Annotated in this window: 27 protein-coding genes and 1 pseudogene; 9 read left to right on the forward strand and 19 right to left on the reverse strand. The window is 55.1% G+C overall.

The genetic code is table 11. The annotated features are described in order from the left end of the window. Positions 1–2 precede the first annotated feature (2 nt). The 4 genes from QEP11_RS03635 to QEP11_RS03650 form a co-directional block, all read right to left on the reverse strand. Complete coding sequence (locus QEP11_RS03635; RefSeq protein WP_284335243.1) at positions 3–548, reverse strand: RidA family protein; 546 nt, start codon at positions 546–548, stop codon at positions 3–5. An 86-nt stretch (positions 549–634) separates the two neighbouring features. Beyond that, entirely contained in the window at positions 635–2,230 is a 1,596-nt protein-coding gene (locus QEP11_RS03640) for a flavin monoamine oxidase family protein (protein WP_413788674.1), read from the reverse strand. A gap of 127 nt (positions 2,231–2,357) precedes the next feature. After that, entirely contained in the window at positions 2,358–2,558 is a 201-nt protein-coding gene (locus QEP11_RS03645) for a hypothetical protein (RefSeq protein ID WP_284335246.1), read from the reverse strand. Between the two features lie 524 nt (positions 2,559–3,082). Continuing rightward, entirely contained in the window at positions 3,083–4,021 is a 939-nt protein-coding gene (locus tag QEP11_RS03650; protein ID WP_284335247.1) for a LysR family transcriptional regulator, read from the reverse strand. Positions 4,022–4,101: 80 nt separating this feature from the next. Between QEP11_RS03650 and QEP11_RS03655 the strand changes: the two genes are divergently transcribed. Genes QEP11_RS03655 through QEP11_RS03670 form a run of 4 tightly spaced genes read left to right on the forward strand, consistent with a single transcriptional unit; the run spans position 4,102 to position 6,411 of the window. Then, entirely contained in the window at positions 4,102–4,740 is a 639-nt protein-coding gene (locus tag QEP11_RS03655; RefSeq protein ID WP_284335248.1) for a DsbA family protein, read from the forward strand. 51 nt (positions 4,741–4,791) lie between these two features. Beyond that, positions 4,792–5,688, forward strand: coding sequence for an MBL fold metallo-hydrolase (locus tag QEP11_RS03660; protein ID WP_284335336.1), 897 nt, complete (start codon positions 4,792–4,794; stop codon positions 5,686–5,688). 17 nt (positions 5,689–5,705) lie between these two features. Beyond that, the gene (locus tag QEP11_RS03665; RefSeq protein ID WP_284335249.1) at positions 5,706–6,098 is read left to right on the forward strand and encodes a nuclear transport factor 2 family protein; all 393 of its coding nucleotides are present in this window, start codon (positions 5,706–5,708) and stop codon (positions 6,096–6,098) included. A gap of 19 nt (positions 6,099–6,117) precedes the next feature. Then, positions 6,118–6,411 carry a hypothetical protein gene (locus tag QEP11_RS03670; protein WP_284335250.1) on the forward strand — a complete coding sequence of 98 codons (294 nt, stop codon included), beginning with the start codon at positions 6,118–6,120 and terminating at the stop codon, positions 6,409–6,411. Positions 6,412–6,547: 136 nt separating this feature from the next. On the opposite strand, the pseudogene QEP11_RS18985 reads toward QEP11_RS03670, so the two are convergent. The 7 genes and pseudogenes from QEP11_RS18985 to QEP11_RS03710 all read right to left on the reverse strand — a co-directional run. Next, positions 6,548–6,822 (reverse strand): annotated as a pseudogene (locus QEP11_RS18985) (Bug family tripartite tricarboxylate transporter substrate binding protein); the annotation flags it as partial. 173 nt (positions 6,823–6,995) lie between these two features. Next, positions 6,996–7,421, reverse strand: a complete 426-nt coding sequence (locus QEP11_RS03685; protein ID WP_284335253.1) for a hypothetical protein — start codon at positions 7,419–7,421, stop codon at positions 6,996–6,998. 38 nt (positions 7,422–7,459) lie between these two features. Further along, positions 7,460–8,668, reverse strand: coding sequence for an MFS transporter (locus QEP11_RS03690; protein ID WP_284335254.1), 1,209 nt, complete (start codon positions 8,666–8,668; stop codon positions 7,460–7,462). A gap of 10 nt (positions 8,669–8,678) precedes the next feature. After that, entirely contained in the window at positions 8,679–11,120 is a 2,442-nt protein-coding gene (locus QEP11_RS03695; protein WP_284335255.1) for a TonB-dependent siderophore receptor, read from the reverse strand. Between the two features lie 86 nt (positions 11,121–11,206). Further along, complete coding sequence (locus tag QEP11_RS03700; RefSeq protein WP_284335256.1) at positions 11,207–12,283, reverse strand: FecR family protein; 1,077 nt, start codon at positions 12,281–12,283, stop codon at positions 11,207–11,209. A 106-nt stretch (positions 12,284–12,389) separates the two neighbouring features. Then, the gene (locus tag QEP11_RS03705; protein WP_284335257.1) at positions 12,390–12,947 is read right to left on the reverse strand and encodes an RNA polymerase sigma factor; all 558 of its coding nucleotides are present in this window, start codon (positions 12,945–12,947) and stop codon (positions 12,390–12,392) included. 264 nt (positions 12,948–13,211) lie between these two features. Next, complete coding sequence (locus tag QEP11_RS03710) at positions 13,212–13,610, reverse strand: formyltransferase family protein (protein WP_284335258.1); 399 nt, start codon at positions 13,608–13,610, stop codon at positions 13,212–13,214. Between QEP11_RS03710 and QEP11_RS03715 the strand changes: the two genes are divergently transcribed. From QEP11_RS03715 to QEP11_RS03725, 3 genes are all read left to right on the forward strand, one after another. Further along, positions 13,601–13,819: a hypothetical protein gene (locus QEP11_RS03715; RefSeq protein WP_284335259.1), complete on the forward strand. Its 219-nt coding sequence runs from the start codon at positions 13,601–13,603 to the stop codon at positions 13,817–13,819. The two genes, QEP11_RS03710 and QEP11_RS03715, sit on opposite strands and share 10 nt — an antisense overlap. A 242-nt stretch (positions 13,820–14,061) precedes the next feature. After that, positions 14,062–14,373, forward strand: coding sequence for a hypothetical protein (locus QEP11_RS03720; RefSeq protein ID WP_284335260.1), 312 nt, complete (start codon positions 14,062–14,064; stop codon positions 14,371–14,373). A gap of 689 nt (positions 14,374–15,062) precedes the next feature. Beyond that, positions 15,063–15,851: an alpha/beta fold hydrolase gene (locus QEP11_RS03725; RefSeq protein ID WP_284335261.1), complete on the forward strand. Its 789-nt coding sequence runs from the start codon at positions 15,063–15,065 to the stop codon at positions 15,849–15,851. Between the two features lie 419 nt (positions 15,852–16,270). Here the strand turns inward: QEP11_RS03725 and guaA are convergent, their stop codons facing one another. The 5 genes from guaA to guaB all read right to left on the reverse strand — a co-directional run bounded on the left by guaA (position 16,271) and on the right by guaB (position 20,896). Next, on the reverse strand, positions 16,271–17,887 hold the full coding sequence (gene guaA / locus QEP11_RS03730) for a glutamine-hydrolyzing GMP synthase (RefSeq protein WP_284335262.1): 1,617 nt from the start codon (positions 17,885–17,887) through the stop codon (positions 16,271–16,273). A 36-nt stretch (positions 17,888–17,923) separates the two neighbouring features. After that, positions 17,924–18,358 carry a type II toxin-antitoxin system VapC family toxin gene (locus QEP11_RS03735; protein ID WP_284335263.1) on the reverse strand — a complete coding sequence of 145 codons (435 nt, stop codon included), beginning with the start codon at positions 18,356–18,358 and terminating at the stop codon, positions 17,924–17,926. Continuing rightward, positions 18,355–18,615: a type II toxin-antitoxin system Phd/YefM family antitoxin gene (locus QEP11_RS03740; RefSeq protein ID WP_284335264.1), complete on the reverse strand. Its 261-nt coding sequence runs from the start codon at positions 18,613–18,615 to the stop codon at positions 18,355–18,357. The genes QEP11_RS03735 and QEP11_RS03740 overlap by 4 nt, the downstream gene beginning before the upstream one ends. Before the next feature lie 275 nt (positions 18,616–18,890). Continuing rightward, positions 18,891–19,133 (reverse strand): DIP1984 family protein, encoded by a 243-nt coding sequence (locus QEP11_RS03745; protein WP_349816743.1) that lies wholly within the window; start codon positions 19,131–19,133, stop codon positions 18,891–18,893. Between the two features lie 287 nt (positions 19,134–19,420). Further along, positions 19,421–20,896: an IMP dehydrogenase gene (gene guaB / locus QEP11_RS03750; RefSeq protein ID WP_284335266.1), complete on the reverse strand. Its 1,476-nt coding sequence runs from the start codon at positions 20,894–20,896 to the stop codon at positions 19,421–19,423. 96 nt (positions 20,897–20,992) lie between these two features. Between guaB and QEP11_RS03755 the strand changes: the two genes are divergently transcribed. After that, a complete protein-coding gene (locus QEP11_RS03755) occupies positions 20,993–21,550 on the forward strand; it encodes a DUF4124 domain-containing protein (RefSeq protein ID WP_284335267.1) in 558 nt (185 codons plus the stop codon). 51 nt (positions 21,551–21,601) lie between these two features. On the opposite strand, the gene QEP11_RS03760 is transcribed toward QEP11_RS03755, so the two are convergent. After that, positions 21,602–21,931 (reverse strand): RnfH family protein, encoded by a 330-nt coding sequence (locus QEP11_RS03760; protein ID WP_284335268.1) that lies wholly within the window; start codon positions 21,929–21,931, stop codon positions 21,602–21,604. Continuing rightward, positions 21,924–22,364, reverse strand: coding sequence for a type II toxin-antitoxin system RatA family toxin (locus tag QEP11_RS03765; protein ID WP_284335269.1), 441 nt, complete (start codon positions 22,362–22,364; stop codon positions 21,924–21,926). The genes QEP11_RS03760 and QEP11_RS03765 overlap by 8 nt, the downstream gene beginning before the upstream one ends. Before the next feature lie 152 nt (positions 22,365–22,516). On the opposite strand from QEP11_RS03765, the gene smpB reads away from it, so the two are divergent. After that, positions 22,517–22,990, forward strand: a complete 474-nt coding sequence (smpB, locus tag QEP11_RS03770) for an SsrA-binding protein SmpB (RefSeq protein WP_284335270.1) — start codon at positions 22,517–22,519, stop codon at positions 22,988–22,990. Positions 22,991–23,116: 126 nt separating this feature from the next. Here smpB and QEP11_RS03775 read toward each other — a convergent pair whose 3' ends face one another. After that, positions 23,117–24,211 carry an enoyl-CoA hydratase/isomerase family protein gene (locus QEP11_RS03775; RefSeq protein ID WP_284335271.1) on the reverse strand — a complete coding sequence of 365 codons (1,095 nt, stop codon included), beginning with the start codon at positions 24,209–24,211 and terminating at the stop codon, positions 23,117–23,119. Positions 24,212–24,350: the final 139 nt, after the last annotated feature.

Consider the following 24,350-nt stretch of genomic DNA (forward strand, 5'->3'; position numbering starts at 1 on the left):
TTTCAGTTATGCAGACTTTTCCGAACAGCCACCACTTCTATTTCCACCAACCAGCCGGGATTGGCCAGGCCCGCAACCTGAAAGACGGAGCGTACAGGTAGATTGGGCTGCTCCTGTGTTCCAAAGAACTGTGTGTAACCACGCATAAAACCTGCAAAGTCCATTTGTCCATTGTTCGCTGGATCTCCAACCAGATAGACCTGCATCTTGACCACATCACCCATGGTCAAACCCAGCCGTTGCAGGTTTTTCTGAATGCTAGACAGCACACCGGATGTTTGTGCTTCTGTATCAACGCCGTAGGCCTTCACGCTGTCCTTGGCCTGGGAAACATCTATGACTGGAGGCACAGTTCCCGAAAGATAAACCAGGCTGGCAGAAGCAGGTACTTCTACAGCTGCAGCAATGGGAAAGTTTGAATCAGGAATGGCGTGACGAATTACACCGGAGTCCAATGTCTGGGCCGGTATAGCTCCTGCCGACCAGGCAGTCGCTGCGTACACACCCAGCAAACCCGGCAAGACCAAACGCTTCAACATTCTTTTCATGACTGTCCCCGTCTCGTTGGTGGCATAAGAGAAAACTTCATCGGATGCCCGCCCTCTATATAAGGGCAGGCATCGCTCTCCCAGGTTTATGCGCTCGCCTTGGCATGCAGGCGTTCTATCGCATTAAGGCTCGACAGCACTGCCCCTTCCAGCCATGCCGGAATGTAGGAGGCATGCTCGCCGGCCAAGACAATGCGCCCATCAATTTCGCACAGGGTTTGATAATGCTTGGCGCGCAGATCGTTGCTCCAGTTGCCATAGCAGCCTTCAATCCACGGCAGATTTTTCCAACCCACAGCAACGCCACTTTGAAATTCATCCTTGTACTGCGGGTGGATCTTCGCTCCAAGCTCAACAGCTTCCTTGATCCGCTCTGTAGGAGCCATCTGCGCGTAACGATCGGCAAACTGTCCGAATGCATATGCACCCAGCAATACGCCAGGACCACTCGAACCGTAGCGCGTGGATGGATAGCTGATGCCACTCAAAGGCAGGTCGGTATAGGTGATACCGCCGTAGATCATGTCGTCTTGCTCCCAGAAACGGCGCTTGAACTGCAAGCCAGCCTTGTAGGAGCCCGCGTATGGCACTGCATTGATGGCAGCTTTCATGGGAGCACTGACCTGCACGTCGATCTTGCGCAGCATGCTCAGAGGAATCGTACAGACACACCAATCCGCTTTCTCCTGCATCGCCGCTCCGCCTTGCGCCTGGTCTTCGTAGGTGATGGTCACGCCAGACGCATTCTGGTCAATTTTTGTCACCTTCGCACCAAGCTGAATCACGCTCCCCAGACTCTTGGCAAAGGCCTTGGCGATCATATCCATGCCGCCCACGGGCTGGAAGATGCTTGATTGGTAATTGAATCCACTTGCTGTGGATAGATGTGCCCATAGCCCTGACTTCAACAGATCACTCATGCCAATGGGTTGCGAATGTTGCGCCAGAGGCATCAACCCACCACCAGGAGTCACGTCAAAGCCGCGCCGTTCACTGCTAGGCTGCCCTTTCACATATCGCATCTGAGCATCCAGAGCACCCCAGTTGCGCAGTGACTCCAGCAACTTCTCTTTATCTTCCTTTGTGAGCGCCGCATCCAGATTGCCTTGCATTGCAGCCTTGCCCAATAACTCTGCCACATAGCCATGGAAATCGGCTTGCACCTCACGGTAACGCTGTGGCTTGCCGCCAAAAGCGTTCTGTGAATGCACCAAAGCGTTGTAGTTGGTTTGAATGAATGGTTCCAGTTGAACACCAAGTCGTTTGCAATAGTCCAGAACTGCGTGGTGGTGATATGGAATACGCCAGGGGCCAGGATTGAAATATTCACCCTCCGAGAACGTGCAGTTCTGTCGCTCGTGTCCCAACTCTTCCACCACATCACCACCGCGCAGTGTCCAGCAGCGTCCACCCACACGCTGATTGTTTTCCAGCACCTTCACCTTATAGCCAGCCTGACGTAACTCGTAAGCTGCCACCATGCCTGCCACACCAGCCCCCAGCACTACCACCGTCGCCCCCGGCTTCGCCCCTTGCAGCTTTACTGGACCGCGATAGGAAGACTCCGCGGCGAAGCCCAAACTCCCCATGGCTTGGTACATGGCCGCACCTCCTGCGACCTTGCCAATCAACGAGAACATGTCACGACGGCTCAAGCAGCCCGTTTTGTCTGTAGCGAACATCATTTGAAATTCCCTTTCACTCAAGAATCGACGGTCTTTGACTCTTTTAGCATCTGCTTTGCATTCCTCCAATACCGTTCGCAACAACAAACGGAACACCCAAGCAAATCAATGGAACGCAATGACATTAATCAATAAATGAGCTGATAAAAGCCATCAAAGTGATCAGCGAAACTGCAGCTGTGGCGTACACACAGCAGAACGACACCCACATCCACAAACGGAACGTCATCAAGATTGCAAACACAGACTTTTCTCCCGCTTGCAAGTTCTTGATATCGGTGTCCCGCACTTCAAATTTCTGTGGATGAACATGACCTTGTGTCATCGTGTGCACTGCTTTAAACAAAAAAGCCCGCATTGACGCGGGCTTAGTGGCTTCTTAAGCTTTTAGGTGCCTGACCGTGCCAGACTTTGAATCACTCCCACTCAGGGATCTATAGCGTACGGTGCACCTTTGTTTATGCGGGTTATAGGCTAGGTTTACTTTCCCAGAAAGTCACGGTCCATTCTTGAGTGTTGAACAAGAAAGATCACTAAGAGCCACTAACACTACCCAGCAAACCGAAGGTTTGCCATTGAGACTAGGCGCGAAGCCGCAGGCAGTACTGGTGTACGACAAGGCGAAGCAACGACGTATCAATGCTTGTGTTAGCGGGTCCAAGGCAATCCGTTTACATGGCAGCACCCGAACAACGCCGTGTATCCGCGCTGAACTCCCATTTCATTGATACAAAAAATACCTCTTATCATTGTTTCTCCGAGCAGGTTGTGCATCAGAAAAGCCGCCCTGTCTGCATTCCACTAAGTCACTGACAGAGTCAGGTTATGCAGCTCAATGACACCAGCCCCCTAACAAACCTTGTTACGGATCTGTTCTTGGAGTAACTCCACGAATGCTCGAACCTTTGCGGGTCGAAACCTCGCAGTTGGAAACACTGCATGGATTCCACCAGATGGCAACCGCCACTGGGGGAGCACTTGTATGAGGACTCCTCTTTCCAAGTCTTCCGCAACAGCAAAGTCGGGTAGAACGGACAAGCCTATTCCATGGCGCACAGCTTCACGTACTGCTAGCGAAGCATCCAGGGATATCACCGGATGCACCTGAACACTCTGATACCCCAGTTCATTGTGCAAGAAGCTCCAATTCGTGGGATCTCGCAATGCGGTGTTAGCGACAAAGGGAAAGCTATCGATTTGCCTAGGTTCGTTCAGTTGCGGCATTTGTTGATGCAATGAGGGAGCAGCGACCAGCAACTGTCTGAAGGTTCCAATTTGGCGGGCCTGAACATTGAGTTCCGTCAACCAACCAACACGAATGGCAAGCTCAATCTGCTCTGACATCAGATCAAGCGATTGATCACTCAGTACCACGTCCACCTTACATTGTGGATAGCGTTGCGCGAAGCTGGTCACAGCGGGCACCACAGCGTGAATGCCGTAGTCCAGAGGTGCGGTCAACCGCAGCCTGCCTGATGGCTCTTCCACTGAATCTTCGAGCTCATCGAATGCATCACCAGCCTCCTTGAGAATCAACGCACACCGTCGATAGAAGCTTAAACCAGCATCGGTAGGCACCACTTTTCGAGTGGTGCGCGTTAAAAGCGTAGTTCTGAATTCACGCTCCAGTTTGGCGACCTGTTGACTGACGACCGCCTTGGTGATGCCAAGTCTGTCTGCAGCGGCCGTAAAACTACCTGTATCCACAACTGCAGCAAAGTAGACCATGCGATTGAGATTCGCAAAATTTCCCAGGCCAGATTCTTCTGAATTGTTTGCTTTTGGCATACGGTCTATCTATTTGGTCAGGCTTTATTTGTCAATGACTCGCTTCTACGATCACGGTATTGAATAAATTGAGCCCACACATGTCAAAGACCCTCTACTACGTGTTCGACCCTCTTTGCGGATGGTGCTATGGCGCAGGTGCAGCTGTAGCTGCTGTAGATAAGGAGGCGCAAATACAAATCCAATTGTTACCTAGTGGCTTGTTCTCCGGTAAGGGCGCACGCCCAATTGATGACAGCTTTGCCGCTTATGCCTGGAGCAATGACCAGCGCATAGAACGACTTACAGGCCAGCGCTTCACCGAGCGCTACCGCAACGAAGTTTTGGCCAAACACGGCCAGATGTTCGACAGTGGCCCAGCTACTATTGCACTGACTGCTGTCAGTATTACTTCGGCTGACCGTGAGTTTGAAGCCCTAAAGGCAATTCAACAAGCACGTTACATCCACGGCAAAGACATTACGCAATCCAGCACACTGATTGAGGTTCTGCAGTCCTTGGGTCTCCAACAAGCTGCCGCACGATTAGCTCGGCCCGATGACGAATTGCTGTCAGCAAATCAGCTCCGCGTGGCTAGCGCCCAGGCACTGCTGAACCAATTCGGTGCGCGTGGAGTACCTACCTTCATATTGGACACGAATGGGCAACGCCAATTGCTGCACCCCGGCACGGCTTTCTCCAACCCACAGGCCTTCGTCGAACAGCTCGCCGCAGCCTAAGCGCGTTTGCCATTCCATCTCAGTCATTGCGGTTTTTACCCAAGGATCACTATCATGAACCGTCGAAACTTTGTGCAAACTGCGACCATCGCTGTTGCTGCCACAACACTAGCGGGCTGCGCCACAGAGACTGGCAAATCCCATCTGCAATGGAAACACTTTTCCGCTGGTGACAAGGGCTTCTTCCGCGCCCCTGTGCTTCTCTCAGGTGATAAAGAAGCCATTCTCATCGATGGCGGCTTCTCGCTGTCTGATGGCCGCGCTGTGGCGCAGTTCATTCAAGCCACGGGCAAGCAACTGACAACTATCTACATCAGCCAAAGCGATCCTGATTACTACTTCAGCCTGGGACCTATCAAGGCCGCCTTCCCAGCTGCCAAGGTCATTGCAGCCACCGACACGATCACTGCCATCCACGCCAACGCACAAAAGAAAATCGACACTTGGTCTCCACAGCTCAAGGAAAACGGCCCACTGAAACTGGATGACATTGTCTTTCCTCAACCCTTCGATGGCCCATCACTGACGCTGGAAGGTAACGTGATTGAGATTGTCGCAGCGCAAGGCCTGAACAACCGTCGCTACCTTTGGGTACCTTCACTGAATGCCGTATTTGGTGGCGTACTGATTTTCTCAGGCCTGCACGTATGGACAGCCGACACCCCGACACCCGCATCGCGCGCTGCCTGGGTAAGGAACCTAGAAGCTATCACTGCACGCAAGCCTACTGTTGTAGTACCAGGCCACCTATCCGCCAATGGTGCGCTGGACATATCCGCGGTTAGCTACACCCGCGAATACCTGCTCGCTTTCGAGCAAGAACTGGCCACGGCAGCTAACGGAGATGCGTTAATCGCAGCCATGAGCAAGCGTTATCCCAATGCCGGTTTGACATCTGCGCTGCAAATCGGTGCGAAGGTGGCAAAGGGAGAAATGAAATGGGGCTGATCCAAGGAGACTGAGCAATGAGCACAAACCTCGACATCATTCGCGCGACTTACGAAGGCTCGTCAGAAGAAAACGGCCGGAACCTGCTAGCGGTACTGGCACCCAATGCTACTTGGACCGAGGCAGCCGGTTTTCCCTACGCGGGAACCTATGTTGGCCCCGAACAAATCATTTCAGGAGTGTTTCAGCGCCTGAGCACAGAGTGGGAGGACTACAGCGCCAAGGTTCACACCTATCTGGCCGATGGCGACAAGGTGGCTGCCTTCGGAGTGTACTCAGGCATGTATCGCAAAACCGGCAAGACTATGCGAGCGAGCTTTGCACATCTCTACCGCATCAAGGAAGGCAAGATCCTGAGCATGGAGCAATTCGTCGACAGCCACCTTGTGCAGCAGGCACTGCTTCCATAACCAGCCGGTTGCACCAGTCATGAATGAATCTCTCACCGATTTGCGGGACATTCTCGTTCTGATGCAGAAAGGCCAGTGGAACACTGCGCATGACCGCGTGCAACATCAACAAGGCCTGCTCGCAGCGTGGCTGCACGGTCTGCTGCACCTGCAAGAAGGCGATCTAGAAGATGCCGAAAACTGGTATGACCGCGGCGGACAAAGCTTCCGCCAAAGAGGCTCTTTACAAGAGGAATTGAAACGCTTCGAGGCCGTCTTGGACGAGCAATCCGACGACAGCCTATCAGCCCAACACATCTCCGATAGGCTGTAGACCGCCAGAAGCAGCTCTATCTGTTTTCAGACTGATTATGGTCGCTCGGATCTTTATAGCCAATGTCTGCCAATGATTTGATGGCAGACATTGGCATTGATACCTGAAGAGGATGCAATTGCACCGCAATGTGAAATCACTGTAATTTCAATCCAGTTTTTTCGACAACATTACGCCATCTCTTTACGTCATTCTTAATTGCTTGGGCGAAATCTTCCGGGGAATTAACCACCGGCTCTGCTCCCAGATCTCGCAACTGTGTTGCTACTTCAGGAGCCTTCACTGCTTGAGCGATAGTAGATTGAAGCTTATCCCAAACCCTTTGGGAGTTCCTGCAGGAGCCAGTAGCCCAAACCAACCAGAAACCTCATATCCAGGCACCCCACTTTCAGCAACTGTCGGAATATCTGGAGTTCGGTAATCCCCCCATAACTTATGGCTCTGAAAAATAAAGCTATGCGGTCATGACCAGCTGTTGTTCAGGGGGAACCGTCCAATATCGAGTTTAGACATTCATGGCGGGCCGTTCTGTTGAAGCACTCCACATGGGCAAGCAGTGCGCCAACTGCAATGCGCGGGCTGTCTCAGCCGCGCAAAAAGTTCTGTGTCTTCTCTGCGGCTTCGTTTTGGTCAGCAACGACAACCATCGGAAAGCCATACATCTTGCGCACTTGTTTCAAACGCCCTTCCAGCAGCTTCCGTAAGGCGGCGTCTTGCGTGATATAGAGATAGCCTTTGCAGTAGGCGCGCAGGTCCGCTTTGCGCTCTTTGATCCAGAGTACAGAGCGCTTTTCATCCTCATGTGGTTCATCGTCGTGGTCGTGGCTGGGCGGAATCCAGGCCATCACAAAGGGCTGCTTGAGCGCAAGGATGGCATCCAGCGAATCGAGAATACGCGAGACACGGTTGCTCTCGCTGAGTTCTGGAAAGCGCCCAAAAATCAACGGCCACTGGCTGGCATCGAAAAGAACGGGGTCTAGCCCGGGGATCGTCATTTCAGCTTGAGTCATAGGGTGTTTGTTCTTTGGATTCATGCGAGTGATGCTGTTTACCGCTCGCTTTGCAAACGCTTCAGCATCCAGAAGCTGGAGATAATGAGTGCCACCATGCCTGCGCCGTAGAACACAGGCCAGGACATAGTTGCGACGAGCTTGCCTGCAAGCACGGACATCACAATGCCGGACAGGCGTGTGCCGCAGAACAGCACTGCGTAATTGGTGGCCGCCTGCGGCCCTTCGGACCAGCGCAGAATCAGCGCCGAATACACCACCATCAGCCCGCCCACCACGGTGGACATGCCCACCGTGCCGACGATGGCGACGGTTTGCCAGCCTTGCAGATAACCGGCAATCAGTAATCCTGCACACAAGACACCCGTGAGGGTCAGCAGCGCCAACACAGCGCGATGGCCCAAGTTGCGAATCAAGGGCATTGCCAGCAGTGCGATCGCCATCAGTCCGATCGGTTGCAAGCTTCCTACCAGCCATGCGATGTGCTCCATCGGCACTTGAATATCCACCAGCATCACGCGGTTGAAGGCACTGAGAGGAAAGATCACACCCGCACACACGACCAGCAACAGCAGGTAGCGGCGCATATGCGCCTGGCGCAGGCAGGCAAACCAGTGCTTTTCTTGCGATTGCGAGCCCGCGCTATGGTGACCCTCCTGTTTCACAAGCCCGAGCATCGGCACTAGCGACAGCAGCATGAGCGCGGCCATGCACAGAAAGGTGAACTGCCAGCCCATTCGTCCCAGCACCGCCACAAAGACACCGCCGCCAAGCATCGACCCCAGGGCCAGGGCCGCCAGCTTGAGTGACGCGGCCATGGGTTTGCGCTGCGCATTCGTCAGCTCCACCGCGAGCGCATCGAGCGCCAGGTCCATGGTGGCTGCGGCCACCGCAACCAGCAAGCCCAGGCCAAACAACAGCGCCATTGGCGCATGCTCCAGCATTGCTACCGCTATCAGTCCGAGCACGGCGACCAGTTGCGCGAGCACGATCCAGCTGATGCGCGGTGATAGGAAGGGCAGCCGAATGCGATCAACCAAAGGGGCCCAAAGAAAGGACAAGGCAATCGGCAGGTACAGCGCAAAAGTCCAGCCGATTTGCGCCACCGACAGCCCCCGCGCGCGCAGCACCGGCGGCAATCCCCCTTGCAGTAGCGCGGCCAGCACACCAAAGCCGACGTAGAGCACGCCTATCGCCAGCATCACGCGGCGACTGCTGGAGTCGCCTGTGTGGTTCGATGCCTCCATCGTTGCGATCTCACCAGCCATATTTCAGCGTCGCCAGAAAGGTACGGCCAGGGCCGTAATTGCAGAAGTTCACGCCATTGCACGTAAAGAAAGTCTTATTGGCAAGGTTGGTGACATTGAGCGCCAGCGTGCCTCCCTTGAGTGATGAATCCAGATAGCGCAACTCATAGCGCAGCATGGCGTCCATCACGGTATAAGCCGGAATCTTCTGTTGGTTGGCAGCATCGGCAAACGCTGAACCCACATGGCGAATGCCGCCGCCAAACGTAAGCCCAGCCAGGGGGCCTTCGGCAAGTCGGTAATCAGCCCAGATTGATGCAGTTTGTTTGGCCACGGTGATAGGACGCTTGCCCAAATCCGCACCATTGCTGCGTGTCACCTCCGGGTCAATCCAGCTCAGGCCGCTGATGATGTTGAGGTTCTTCAGTGGTTTGAAGCGAGCTTCAAATTCCACGCCCTTGGAGTTCACTTCACCGGTCTGGACCTTGGCGTTGGGCTTGTTGGAGAGCGGGTCCTGCGTCAACACGTTTTGCTGCGTCAAATCGAACGCGGAAAGCGTGAACAGCGCGTCCTTCCCTGGCGGCTGGTACTTGACGCCCACTTCGTACTGCTTGCCGGTCGTAGGTTTGAACGGATCGCCATAAGGATTGGCCGTGACCGATGGATCGTACGACGTGGAGTAGCTCACATAGGGCGCAACACCGTTGCCGAAGTTGTGCATCAGGCCCGCGCGCCAGGTGAACTTGTGCAGTTTTTGGTCGGAATAAGTCTTGGCCAGGCGGTTGTCGTTCTTGGCGCGTGCGTCGTCGAAGCGGCCACCCAAGGTCAAGCCCCAGCCACTCCATTTCATCTGATCCTGCACATACAGGCCCATCAGGTTCTGCCTGCGGTCCGGGCTGGTATAGGCCGCGGGCATGGTGATAGCCTGCCCGTAGTTGGGGTTCAGATAATCAAGCCCCGGCGCACCGCCAAAGCCCTGGGTCTGCTGCCAGCGATCGTGCTGCAAATCCAGCCCCACCAACACCTGGTGCGCAACCTCTCCTGTTTGCAATTTGCCTTGCAAGTGGGTGTCTATGTTGATGGCGTTGAGCCTTTCCTTGGACCACTGGGCGTAGCGCGTAATAGTGTGCTTATCCGCCCCTAAGCCCGAGGTACCCACCTGGTTCTGCTCCAAATCCATGCGCCAGTAACGCATGTTCTGTGACAAGCTCCATTGGTCATTGAAGCGATGGCTGAGCGAGTAGCCGATGCTGGCCTGCGTGCGATCGAACTTGTTGTAATCGGGCGAGCCATCGAAGAAATTGCGCGGAATCTGTCCGTTCGGATTGGGCAGGATGGAACCTTCCGAGGGCAACACGCCATAAAAGCCGCCTTTTGGGTCGTGCTGATAAAGCGCGTGCAAGGTGAGCTGCGTGTCGGCATTGGGCTTCCAGGTCAGCGATGGGGCGACATAGATGCGTTCTTCCTTGCTGAATTGCACGGAGGTGTCCGATTTGCGCGCCAGCGCCGTCAAGCGGTACTGCAAGCTACCATCTTCGTTCAGTGTGCCGCCGCTGTCCCATGCCAATTGCCTGCGGTTATGGCTGCCGATTGAAAGGGATACATCCTTGAAACTCTCTTCTGTCGGGCGCTTGGTGACCATACTGACAATGCCGCCCAAAGGCGCCTGCCCGTACATCACTGAAGCAGGCCCTTTGATCACTTCAACGCGCTCCAGGCTGTGCGTGTCAACCTGCGGAACAAGGTAGGACGCACCACGCGGCAGACGCAGCCCATCGAGATACAAGAAAGTGTCCGACACACCGCCGATGCCGCGAAACGCCATCATGTCGAAGCGCGAGGTATCGCCGCGAATTTCTGCGGACAGGCCCGGGGTGTAGCGCAGGGTTTGGGTGAGCTGCTGCGCGCCCTGGTTTTCGATCTGCTCCTTGGAGACGACATGAATGGTTATCGGCGTTTCCATCAAAGCCGTGTCGGTCTTCGTTGCCGATTTGCTGCGCTTGGCGATATAGCCCAGTACGGGGCCGTTGGCTACTTCCTGGTCTGCGTGATCGGTCACTTGTACCGTGGGCAAAGTGGCTACGCCCAGCGTTGTTACGGAGCCCGGCTCAATGGTGACGAGATTGCCTTCAAAGCGCGCGCGCAGCCCGCTTCCTGCCAGCAACTGCCCCAGCGCTTCACGCGCCTTCAGCGCGCCCATGACAGCAGGTGCCTGCTTGCCCAACACCAGATTCTGCTGCACCAGCAACTGCATGCGTGTTTGCCGTGCCCAGTGGTTCAGCGCCTCGGCCAATGGCTGCGCCCGCAACTGAAACGACTGTGCCATGTCCGATGCGCTAGCGTCGGCCGCAGGTGCCGTTGCTGTTGCCGTTTGCGCCTGCAGCGCCGTGGCGCTCCATGCCAGACTCAAGGCCAATACGAGTGGCAGTGGCCGAAGGGGTTGGCTGTTCATAGATTCTTCTCCCAATAACAAAGTCCTATGAGAGAAGACGCAGCGGTTTCAGCAAACCCTGTAATGAATACGAAAAATTCTTATTTTTATTTAACAGGCAGCACTTCAGTGACCCCATGCCGAGCCTCCAGACGCACCGGCAACACACGCGGCAAGGCCTTGTGCAGAGCGCCCACCATCATCGGATCGAAGGTGCCGGACAAGCGCAACGCCGCCACCTTCGCATCGCGCACCACCAAGCCGGTAGGTCGGTAACGCTCCAGCTCCGCCAGCGCCTGCGACAACGGTACATCCACAAAGCTCACGCGCTGCTCGCGCCAAGGCGCAATGTCATCGGCAGACACGCTGACGACGTCGCCAGCACCGCCATGCCCATCCGTCTGCAATTGCTCGCCTGCCGTGAGCAACTGGCCAGCCATCAAGTCATAGGTGCCGCCATCCACTTCCGTGTCATGCAGTGCCGCCACGCGCACCTTGCCTTCTTCCACCGCCACCTGCACGCCATCGTTGCCCGGAATGTCCGGCGTGTAGCGCACCGAAAACCGCGTGCCCACCACCGTCACTCGGTGGCTGGCAGCCAGCACATGGAAGGGGCGGCCATCGTGCAGCACCGCGAACACAGCTTGCCCATCCAGCAAACGCACTTCGCGGCGCTGGCGGAACATGCGCACCTCAAGCCGCGTGGCGGTGTCCAGGCGCACACGCGATCCGTCCGCCAACACAATGCTTTGCTGCTGGCCGCGATCGGTGTGATACGCCTGTTCTGACAGCGGCTGCGCCTGTAAATGTTGCCAGGCCATATAGCCCACCCCACCCATTGCCGCCATCGTGAGTACAGAGGTTGCAGGCCAGAACAAAAAGTGTCTGCGCGATGCCTGCGCGCGATGAGGCGTTGTGTGCATCTCGCTGGCCTGCGCCTTGTCGGCCTCAAGCTTGCGGCGCAAGCCCGCCACCAGATCGGCAGGCATGGCATCCAGTTGCGCCCAGCGGCCATCGCACTGAGCGTACATCTGCACATGGCGCGGATCGGCACTCAACCAGTGTTGAAAAAGCGCTTCATCCTGGGCCGTCCAGCCCGCATCATTTCTGCGCACCATCCAGCCCAGCGCCTGTCGGCGCAGTTGTGGCGGGTCGCTGGAGGAAAAAGATGGGGTGATAGTCATACGGGCAGTCGGTTCATAAAAGAAGACGCACAGACCGCTCGCAACCCTTTAATGGATCTGGCACAGGGGAGCTGGGATGAAATCGTGGGATGGGCAAGCACGGCAATCATGTTTGAGAGCGTGTTGAAGAAGGCTTTGTGGGCGCACGCAAATCTGCAAAGTCTCCACCCCTGGCATCCAAATGGCTCCAGCAAGCCTCCAGTGCGATCTGAATCTGCATCTCCACGGTTTTAATAGCAATACCCATACGCGCCGCCGTTTCGGCATGAGTCAAACCTTCGAATTTGACCAAAATAAAGGCTTCCCGGCAACGCGGCGGTAGGCTATCCACTACTGACGCAATCATTTCAAAACGCTGGCGGGAAGCCAAGGCATATTCTGGCTCGAACTGCTGCGGCCCGGCGAAATTGTCCAACTCTACGGCGTCATCACCTGCGTCCGTCGCAACGCTCTGGCCGCCCGCTTGCCCGCGCCGAAACTGATCGGTGAGCAAATTGCGCGCCGTGGTGTAGAGCAAGGCCCGAGGATCGCGAACCACCGTGCCTGAGCGCTTGGCGGCATAGACGCGCGCAAAGCTCTCTTGCACCAGATCGGACGCAACATCGCGATCCCGCACCTTGTTGGCGAGAAATCCCAGCAGTTCTCGGTAGTAGCGCTCAAACACAGGATATCTTCAACGAGAGGTGTGGCAATGGCAAGAACACCAAGCGACGGCCCGCAATCAATAATGAGAATCGTTATCACTTTACATCAAACGGGAGCATCAAAGGGAGTTGTTGCAATACAGAGACTTCCCGTAAAAGCAAGCGCTGATGGGTTTTCTTTTGATAGACCTGTCTGCCGTGGTGATTGAAGCGTGGCGAGAAAATAAGCGCGGCGGAGTGTGATAACTCACGGCCGTTAGCATTTCAGATACAGTAAAAGAATTTCACTTCTGAGTACTCAGGCTCTTTGAGATGAATGCGGGCTCCCAGGTGGTCATGGCTTCCAATTGAGGGGTAGATTTGGAATCGCCCCAGTCAATATCGGCCTGCACTTGGCTGATCAAGCGCAGGCCCATGGGTGCCTGCTCCCTGGGCCAAAGTTCCGCAGGCTTGTCTCCCGGCTGTATCCAGCACCACTCATGGGCCGCAATGGGACCTGTGTCGGCATCATCATCCATCCAGTAGACGCTACTGCCAGTGATCTTGTCATACATGTGTATGGCCCAGCGCACAGCATCGCGGCCTCTGTGGCGTGGCGGCAAGCTGGGGTGGTAGCCCGGAGCCCCCAGGCGGGTCTTGGCCCTGGCTTCCGCCTCTATATATAGATATGAGCATGAGCACATATCAGCAGGTCGAGGCCATCGGGGATCCATTCGGCGGTCAGCCACCCCTTGACCTGGCAGACCGGTACGCCTTCAGCCGTGGCCAACTTGGCCAGCCGGTCATCAGTGCGTGGGGCGCAGACCGCTACGATATCGTCGCCTCGGGACTTGCAAAGGGCAAAAAACTCGGCAGCCAGCCGCTTCTGGCCAATGATCATCACACGCATTAGACCTTCCCGAGATAGCCGAAGCCCTGCACCACGGGGAAGTGCCCCCATAGCCAGCGCCGGTGGCCTTGGCTTGCCTACGGATGGTGCCGCAAGATCGAAGAGACCGAGCGTGTTTACCCCACGGCCAAGTTCACACGTTTGACGTTTCAGGTAGCGGATTCATTCGACAAGGTCGAGCGCCGCTTGGATTACCGCCGCCATTCAATGACTTCTTATTGATCAACACAAAGGAGAGATGCCCCATGTCCCGTACAGCAACCAAAGCACAAGATCCGGTGACAGACATTGTTCTGGACAAAGGCACAGTGGCCGTGATTGAAAATGCGCAGGATTCGCTGGCCATTGAAGAGCAGCAGATGCAGGCCCATGTGCGCGCCGTCGCACTGCGGGTGCGGGTGCGGGTGCGGGTGCGGGTGCGGGTGCGGGTGCGGGTGTGGCAGCCTGCGCATTTCTTCGAACGAGGAAAACCTACGTTGTGGCGTGAGCTTGTTGAATGCGAATTGCCCGTGCAACAGTGGAGTGTGCGACTGAAATATCCGGCCAGTGGCCGGTAAGCAGCCGACACCGTGAGTCCAGCGTCAGCGGGTGAAGGACTGGAAAAGCTGCAGAACAGTCCGTGCCTTCCATTTACAGAACCGCAGGACGCGGCGCAAATTGGCCCCTATTTACAGACTTCGGACAAATACCATGTCAGTCGCTTGATGTGTCCTTGGTATCAGCACCAACCAACTTGTGACACCTGACTCAATGCCATAAAAAATGCCATTGATAACGCAATACGCATCATCAATGGCAGATTAAATATTATTTAAAATCAAAAACTTATAAAAAATTCTCATTCCCACTCACTCATCAATAGTCAGCTTAATCTATTTTTTTACTTTGATTTTTCTTCCTCAAAGAACAAAATACCATCAGCAATACCATTGCTTGGACAGACTTTTCCCCTCCTTTCAAGCCTTGCTGAAGTACGAGTGAATGGACGATCACGGCCGATCTCTTGCAGACAGGCTCCCCAAGAGAAGATGGATAACAAGTTAGCTCATCGGACTGCTTTCGGCCAGAAGCAGTCCTTCGGACTTTGGATTTCAGCATCCATAAAAACTGATATCCGAATCTTTAGGTTTCTCTAAACATGACAGCAGCGAATTAACCCGTTGGTTTGCACACTCATACAACATTAGACTAACAAGACATACTCATCGCATGTCTTCTAAATCAAGTTATGCCTCAGGAACAGATTATGCTCAACCATCAAAGCGGCGAATTTCTTAATCTGGACGATGCACGCATCTACTACGAAACGGCTGGATCGCCGCAAGGACATCCCGTCATTCTTCTGCATGGTGGTCTCGGCAGCCTCGAAGATTTTCATCCCATCGTTGACCTGATCCCAGACACGTTCCATGTCATTGCAATAGACATGCGCGGACACGGCCGCTCAACCATTGGCACAAAACCCATCACGTACCAGCAGCATCAGGCGGATATCCATTCACTCATCAAGCACCTGGGCCTGAAAGAATATTCACTTCTGGGCTTCAGTGACGGCGGCATCGTCGCCTACCGGCTTGCAGCCGCCAACCCTATAGTCCGCGCACTCGTCACCATCGGCGCTCAGTGGCGAATCTCCCAGCAAGACCCATCATTCGAGATTCTGGGCGGAGTGACGCCTGCGGGATGGACAGAGATGTTCCCCGATGCGCCACAAAAATATGCCGCACTCAATCCGCAAGGGAGTTTCAGTGGACTGGTCGAAGCCTGCGTCAATCTCTGGACTGACCTGAGCACGACAGGCTACCCTAAAGACGCGATCTCTCGCATTGATTGCCCTACGCTCATTCTCCGGGGGGATAACGACTTTCTTCTTTCACTGTCAGAGGCAACAGAGGCTCAAACCATGATTTCTGGTGCGTCATTCGGCAACATCCCATTTGCTGGACACGCTGCGATGGAAGATTCACCAAAAATTACCGGAAAAATTATCCGAAGGTTCTTTCTCAATCCAATAAAGGTACAGGCTGAGGCATAAAAAATCATTCAAACCGACGCCGCTTCGCGGCGCGGCTTAATTCAGGCCTCAGTAATTTGACTGTCTGCTCAGGGTCGTTTTGCGACATTGCGCCATCGCTAGCTTTGACATGCTAAAAAGTAAAAAGGCAATCTTGGATGAAGTTTTCAGGACATTAGGCAAATGTCACGCGAGGGCACATGATGGTATAGAAAAAGACGTTTCAACCATCATTTCGATACCATCAAAGCACCTCTAACCCACTATCCAAAAACGTTTTTTTTGTTTTTCTCGCATGATGCCACAGATAGCACTTGATGGTCTCCATTCCGAAGCACTCGATTCGTCAATTACATACCAGCAAGAATGCCATTGATGATGCATAAAAAAGGAGAAAACAAATGTTTTCCCCTTTTATATCAATGACTTAATGAATCAAGTCACTCCCACTCAATCGTTGCTGGCGGCTTGGTCGATACATCGTAAGTGACGCGGTTGATGCCACGCACTTCGTTGATGATTCTTCCGGATACCTTCTTCAACAGACCATAAGGCAGCTCTGCCCATTCGGCGGTCATGAAGTCGCTTGTGATCACAGCACGCAGCGCTACAACGTAGTCGTAGGTGCGGCCATCACCCATCACACCCACACTCTTGACAGGCAGGAACACGGTAAATGCCTGGCTTGTCAGGTCGTACCAGCTCTTGCCGCTCTTTTCGTCGATCCAGTTGTTCAGCTCTTCGATGAAAATGGCATCGGCGCGGCGCAGCAAGTCGGCGTATTCCTTCTTCACTTCACCCAGGATACGCACCCCCAGACCAGGGCCTGGGAAGGGGTGGCGGTAGACCATGCCACGGGGCAGACCCAGGGCCACACCCAACTCACGCACCTCGTCCTTGAACAGATCACGCAGGGGCTCCAGCAGCTTCAGACCCAGTTGTTCGGGCAAGCCGCCCACGTTGTGGTGGCTCTTGATGGTGACAGCCTTCTTTGACTTGGCCCCACCGGACTCAATCACGTCGGGATAGATGGTGCCTTGAGCCAGGAAAGTAGCGCCCTTCGAGCCTGCGGTTGCAGCCTTGAGCTTGGCAGCCTCTGCCTTGAACACATCCACGAACAGACGGCCAATGATCTTGCGCTTTTGTTCGGGCTCCGACACGCCAGCCAGCTCACCCAGGAACATCTCGGAAGCATCCACTCGCACCACCTTGGCGTGCAACTTGCCTTCGAACATGTCCATGACCATATCGCCTTCATTCAGACGCAACAGACCATGGTCGACGAACACGCAAGTCAGCTGATCACCGATGGCACGATGAATCAACGCAGCGGCAACTGACGAATCCACACCACCGGACAAGCCAAGGATGACTTCTTCGTCACCTACTTGTTCACGGATCTTGGCCACCGCTTCTTCGATGTAGTCACCCATGATCCAGTCCGCCTTGGTGCCGCAGATGTCCAGAACAAAGCGGTTGAGCATGGCCTGACCCTGCACGGTGTGCGTGACTTCGGGGTGGAACTGAACGGCGTAGTAACGGCGCGACTCGTCCGCCATACCAGCAATGGGGCACGATGGAGTGGAACACATCACCTTGAAGCCTTCAGGCAACTGGGTAACCTTGTCTCCATGGCTCATCCACACCTTGAGCATGCCGTGGCCATCTGCAGTCACGAAATCTTCGATGCCCTTGAGCAGCTCGGTGTGACCGTGCGCGCGCACTTCTGCATAGCCAAATTCACGGCTGTCAGAACCCTCAACCTTGCCACCCAATTGGGTAGCCATGGTCTGCATGCCGTAGCAGATACCCAGCACGGGAATACCCAGCTCGAACACAGCGTCAGGTGCACGATCGTCCACTTCGTAGACCGAAGCGTGGCTGCCCGACAGAATGACGCCCTTGAGGCGGCCATCCGCGGCAAATTCGCGCACCCACTCGCTGCTGACATCGCAGGGGTGAACTTCACAGTACACATGGGCTTCGCGCACGCGGCGTGCGATCAGCTGTGTGACCTGGGAGCCAAAGTCAAGAATCAGAATCTTGTCATGTTGCATGGTGTTATCCAAAGGCAAGAGGAAGGAATATCCATTTCAAAAATCGCTGTCGGCCAGAAGCGGAATGCCCCGCTTTTGCGCCGCAGCCATCTGGGCAGGATCAAAAGTTGCCAGCGGCAGTTTGAGCGACTGCGCAAGCCATAAATAAGCTGCGTCATAAATGGGCAAAGCGGTGTCCAGCGCCACGTCCAGCACAGCTTTGTGCTGGGCTGGCGCCAGCTCGTGCAGCTCCACACGGTGGCGAATCGCTTCCAGAACACCCCATAGCCCTTCTACCGAGCTGTGCGGAATGCGTCCCTGATTGACACCTGAAGCGATCAGATTGCCACACTCCCATTGCCAGACGTTGGGAGCCTGGGGATCCACTTCATGCCGACGAATGCGCGCATACAAGCGCTGGGTATGTGCACTGGCATCATCAGGCAACAGCCATGCGGCGGTCACCGAAACATCAAGCACAAATGCGGTCATGCCTGGCTCCGCCCGCGCTTGCGCAAAAAGGCTGCGCTGTTATCCGCAGCCGGTGCAAGCACGGTCTGCTGCAGCGCTTTGATCTGCTCCAGCTCACGTGCAATCTGCTCATCGGTAATCACCGGGCGGCGTCGCACAGGCAGCATGCGCACCACTTCTTTGCCATGGCGCGTGATGCGCACTTCCTCGCCTTGCTCGACCAGCTCGATCAAGGCAGAAAAACGGGTTTTGGCTTCGTAGATACCGACAGATTGCATGGTGAAAAATAAAAAATCTGGACCAAACCAGAAGTTCAGACCAGATTTTAGCATTCAGACCAGAAATTCTGCATCTGGTCTGAATTCCCTTAAAAGCAAGTGCCACGCCAGTGCCAGATAGTCATGAGTCAGTGCTGAAAAGTACAAGGTAGTAGGTGATGGGCTGCTGCGTAAGCGTGCCGAAGCACCATGCACTGCCCACCACGCTAACGTGTTGGCACCAGCATGTTCCCCCCTTGGTGCTCAGACGGGGTCTTGGCACTCGTCCGTGACGCTCACAAAACAATATCAACTAGCCAATTTGCGGCTTGCACCGTCGCATTCGTTTCCCGAATTTTACGGGTCAGATCATCCGCTTGTTTTTGCAAGCTTGCGAGCTGAACCTGCGGCACCCATTGGATTTCTCGTTGGCTGTATCTATCCACATCTTTGTGGGTGGCTGCAATGGTAGACACCAGCAAGGCGTGATGTTCGATTAAGCGGTCGCAAGGCCAGCATATCTGACAGCACGCGACCATCGCTGATTTTTTGACGTTTCATTCGCCTTGTTGATGCAGCGTACCAATTGCTGCAGTTCCAGCAGCACCGAATGCGCTTTTGCCAGCAATGCCTCCACCTGCTCTTTCGACACTTCCCTTCTTGCACCATGGCGTTGCGCGCAATGGGCTCACGCAGCGACACCTGCTTTTGCTTCAGATCAGCGCGCAGCAGCAAAGCTTGTGCAAGTTTCACAAGGCACTGCGCATAAAAAAAGATCAGGGCAGAAAACTGCCCTGATCTTTATTGTGAAGCTTTACGCAGCCAATCAGTCAGCGCGGTAGTTTGGCGCTTCCTTGGTGATCTGCACATCGTGCACGTGCGACTCACGGATACCGGCGGCAGTGATCTCCACAAACTCGGCCTTCTCGTTCATCTCTTTGATGGTGGCGCAGCCGCAGTAACCCATGGAGGCACGTACACCGCCAGCCATTTGGTAGACGATGGAGACCATCGAGCCCTTGTAAGGCACTCGACCTTCGATACCTTCGGGCACCAGCTTGTCAGCAGTGGGGTTGCCTGTCGAAGACTCCTGGAAGTAACGGTCGGCCGAGCCTTGCTGCATTGCACCGATGGAGCCCATGCCGCGGTAGCTCTTGTAAGAGCGGCCTTGGTACAGAATCACTTCACCAGGCGCCTCTTCCGTACCGGCAAACATGCCACCCATCATGATGGTCGAAGCACCTGCAGCCAGCGCCTTGGAGATATCACCCGAGAAGCGGATACCACCGTCACCGATCAATGGCACACCGGTGCCCTTCAGGGCTTCGGCCACATTGGAGATCGCCATGATCTGGGGCACGCCCACACCAGCCACAATGCGTGTGGTGCAAATCGAGCCGGGGCCAATCCCCACCTTCACGGCATCCGCACCTGCTTCAACCAGCGCCAGCGCTGCAGCACCAGTGGCGATATTGCCGCCAATCACTTCGATCTGTGGATAGTTCTGCTTGACCCAACGTACGCGGTCAATCACACCCTTGGAGTGACCATGGGCGGTGTCGACCACAATCGCATCCACACCAGCTTTGGCCAACAATTCCACGCGCTCTTCAGTGCCTGCACCCACGCCCACTGCCGCTGCCACACGCAGGCGGCCTGCGGAGTCACGCGCAGCATTGGGGAAATTGGTTTGCTTGTTGATATCCTTAACGGTTATCAAGCCCTTAAGCTCAAAAGCATCATTGACCACCAGCAGACGCTCAAGCTTGTGCTTGTTCAGCAAAGCCTTGGCTTGCGCGGGCGTGGTGCCATCTTTTTCATTGACTGTGATCAGCTTTTCGCGTGGCGTCATGATCTCGCGAACCTTGACGTCATAACGCGTCTCAAAGCGCACATCACGGCTGGTCACAATGCCGACCACTTTGCCACCATCGCACACGGGAAAGCCAGAGATGCCACGCTCTTCCGACAACTGCAGAACTTGCAGCACGGTGTGCTCGGGGGTGATCACGATCGGATCGTGCACCACACCAGATTCATGGCGCTTGACCTTGGACACTTCAGCCGCTTGCTCCTCGGCTGTCATGTTCTTGTGGATCACGCCAATGCCGCCTTCCTGGGCAATGGCTATGGCCAAACGCGCTTCAGTCACCGTGTCCATGGCCGCAGAGACCAAAGGCAGGTTCAACGTGATGTTGCGCGTGAACTGGGTGGAAAGAGAAACGTCCTTGGGCAGGACTTCGGAGTAGGCGGGAACGAGCAGGACGTCGTCGAAGGTCAGTGCTTTTCCGAGAAGGCGCATGTGAAGGCTCCAAAAGAAAGATTGTATCGCTCTCTGCCCCAAAGCGTGCCAAACACGCAACAAGAAACCTTGCAAGCGGGCGCTAAACTCATAGCCATGAGCACCCAGAAACTCTTGATCGCCGCCGCGCTAAGCGCTTGTAGCTGCACTGTTTTCGCCCAGTGGCAATGGGTGGATGACAGTGGACGTAAAGTGTTCAGCGATCGCCCGCCGCCAGCAGATATATCGCCCACACAAATCATCAAGCAGCCCTACGCCAAGCCGTCGGCCAGCAACGAAGTACGCTATCCCAGCGCAGACGATAAGACGCCGGACAATGCGCACTCGCCTGCGGACCCTGCCCCCTCTCCAGTCAAGCAAGCACAGCAAGCCAGTACTGCGCAAGCCCAGGAAGATGCGGAGAAAGCTGCCAATGACAAAGCGGTAGAGGAAGCCAACCGCAAGGCACAGGAAGAGCAAAAAAAGCATGAAGCCCAGCAGGCCAAACTGCGCCAGGAAAATTGCCAGCGCGCACAGGCTGCGCAAGCTTCGCTGCAATCAGGCGCACTGCACTCGCACACCAACGAAAAGGGGGAGCGCGGCATCATGACAGAACCCCAACGTCAAGCAGCGCTGCAACGCACGCAGCGAATCATCAAAGAGAACTGTAAATAATCGCGCAGGTGGCTAAGCCGCTTTCCGACCACGCGCCAGATAGCTCGGTGCTTAGTAACCTGCCTTGCTGTTGGCGCGTCGGCTTGCAAAAAGCCCGGCACTGCGCGCCCCTTGCCTGGCGAACCGCTCCCGACGAGCCACTTTGGGGTCGACCTTGAGCGGTTGATACAGCTCCACACGATCACCAGCACATAAAACATGGTCAAGTGGCTGAGTACGCCCCCAAACACCGCATGCTTGTGTGACGCCCAGCGTCAGGCCACAGGCTTGCAGAGCCTCTTGCAGGGTTGCGCCCGGCAGCAGAGACACTGCACGCTCCTGCACCTGATCGCGTGCATCCACCCAAACCACTGTCACCTGCAGCATGCCCACCTCAGCCATAGACTTTCTCGGCTCTCTTGATGAAAGCATCCACCATGGAGTTGGCAATGCGATCAAAAATCGGACCGATCAGCGCTGCAATTGCCATGCTGTCAAAGCCATAATCCAGCTGCAACTCCACCTTGCAAGCGCGTTGCGTGCCATCACCCACAGGGTGAAAAATCCAGTGGCCTTCCAAACGAGAGAATGGACCTTTGACCAAACGCATGCTTATTTTGCGCTTGCCTTCATGCACATTGCGTGTCACAAATGATTTTTTGAGCGCGCCCATTGACATGCCGACCTCTGCTGTCATGCTCTGCTCATCCTGCTCCAAAACCTTTGTATGCGAGCACCAAGGCAGAAACTCGGGATAGCGCGCAACGTCTGCCACGAGCGCAAACATTTCTTCAGGGCTATACCAAATGAGGACGGACTTGTTGACGTTTTTCATGAAAACATAAAAACCAGCACCACCCCACCTTAGGACATTGGCATGCTTTCAGGGTAACCTGGAGCTGGAGAAACTAGAATCGCTGTTTAGCGGGAGAAACGCCAATTGTAGGTAGAGCCCGGCATCTGCGGGTCACCCGCCCTGAAAGACCCATGGCAAAAAAACCAGAAACCAACTCCCGCATTGCGGACAACAAGAAAGCGGCGTTCAACTATTTCTTTGAAGAACGCCATGAAGCAGGCATTGTGCTGCATGGCTGGGAAGTCAAAGCCCTGCGCAGCGGCAAGGCCCAGATCAGCGAAGGCTACGTCATCATCAAGGAAGGCGAGCTGTACCTGATCGGCTGCCAAATTCAGCCTTTGAAAACAGCGTCCACCCACGTCAACCCCGATGCGGCACGCATCAAGAAGCTGTTGATGAAGAAGGACGAAATCCGTCGCCTCATCGGCAAGGTGGAACAAAAAGGCTACACATTGGTGCCTGTGAATCTGCACTGGAAAAATGGCTTGGTGAAGTGTGAAATTGCGCTTGCCAAGGGCAAGGGCGAGCACGACAAGCGCGATGTCATCCGTGACCGCGAAGGCAAGCGCGAAGTTGAGCGCGCCATGAAAAGTCGCAACCGCTGAGCACAAACTTACTGTTGCCGTATTCACCAGCGCCTGCTCTTTGCTCCACCTCGTGCTGCGGCCAATAGCTGGAACGGCAATAAAAAAACCGCGCAGCCAATACGCGGTTTTTTAGCGCCTCATTGCTCAGTCTTTGAGTGCAGCCAAAGGATGCGAATGGGCAGGCCATGGGCTGACAAAAAACGCCTTCCACAAATCCTCTGGCACCTCTTCAATGCGCGCAGGGTTCCATTTAGGCTTGTGATCTTTGTCCACAGCCAGCGCACGGATACCTTCCACTGTTTCAGACTGACCAGGTCGCAAGTAGAAACAATGGCGCACCATATCCCGCTCCATGCGCAGATCCGAGGCTACATCCATGCTGCGGGCACGACGAATCTGCTCCAATACCACAAACAGCATCAAGGGTGAGCGTTTGCGCAGGGCTGCTGCTGTCGTCTGCGCCCATTCGCTCGCATCGGCCTCCAGAGCCTGCATGATGGCGGGCACCGTCGGCAAGGCAAAGATCCGGTCAATCTGCGCCGCATCACGCGCCATACCAGACGCTTGAGCCTGTGTTTGCGCAGTGACAAAAGCTTGTACTGCATCACTGGAGGAAAAGCTTTGTGATGCCAAGGCATCCCACAGACCTTGTTGCTGCTCGGAGGGCAGGAAAGCATCGGCCAAATTGAAGGCCAGCGCATCAGCCGCACCAATCGTGTCACCCGTTAACGCCAACCACTCCCCTACTGCCCCAGGGCAACGGGAAAGAAAGTAACCGCCGCCCACATCAGGGAACAGGCCAATGATTGTCTCCGGCATGGCCATCTTGGTTTTCTCGGTCACGATGCGCACGCTGGCGCCCTGACTGATACCCATACCTCCCCCCATCACAATCCCATCCATGAAGGCGATATAGGGTTTGGGATAGGTAAAAATCAAGTGGTTGAGCGCGTACTCTTCAGTGAAGAAGTCCTCCAGTTCAGGGTTGCCTGTACTGCCCGCCTGATGCAAAAAGCGGATGTCTCCGCCAGCGCAGAAATGCCCGAACACACCTTCCTTGTGAGTGCCACGAATGGCAACCGCCAGCACCTGTGGATCATCTTTCCAGGCCAGCAACTGCGCGAGCAGAGCCCGTACCATCCCCAATGACAAGGCATTGATTGCCTTGGGGCGGTTCAGCGTAATACAGCCAATACGACCGCGAACTTCGGCCAGAACGTCTGTAGAGGAATTCGACATTTTTGTACTCCAACTTGTCTCCGAAAAACCCAACGATAGCGCATGCGCGCAACTCGCCTTGTCACCCAAAATGCATTGACTGGCTCATTGATTGCAGAATCAAACACCGTCCCTGGCAGTTCCGCTATCAAGAATTCAT

The sequence above is a fragment of the Comamonas halotolerans genome, assembly GCF_030162935.1.
Lineage (GTDB): Bacteria > Pseudomonadota > Gammaproteobacteria > Burkholderiales > Burkholderiaceae_C > Comamonas > Comamonas halotolerans.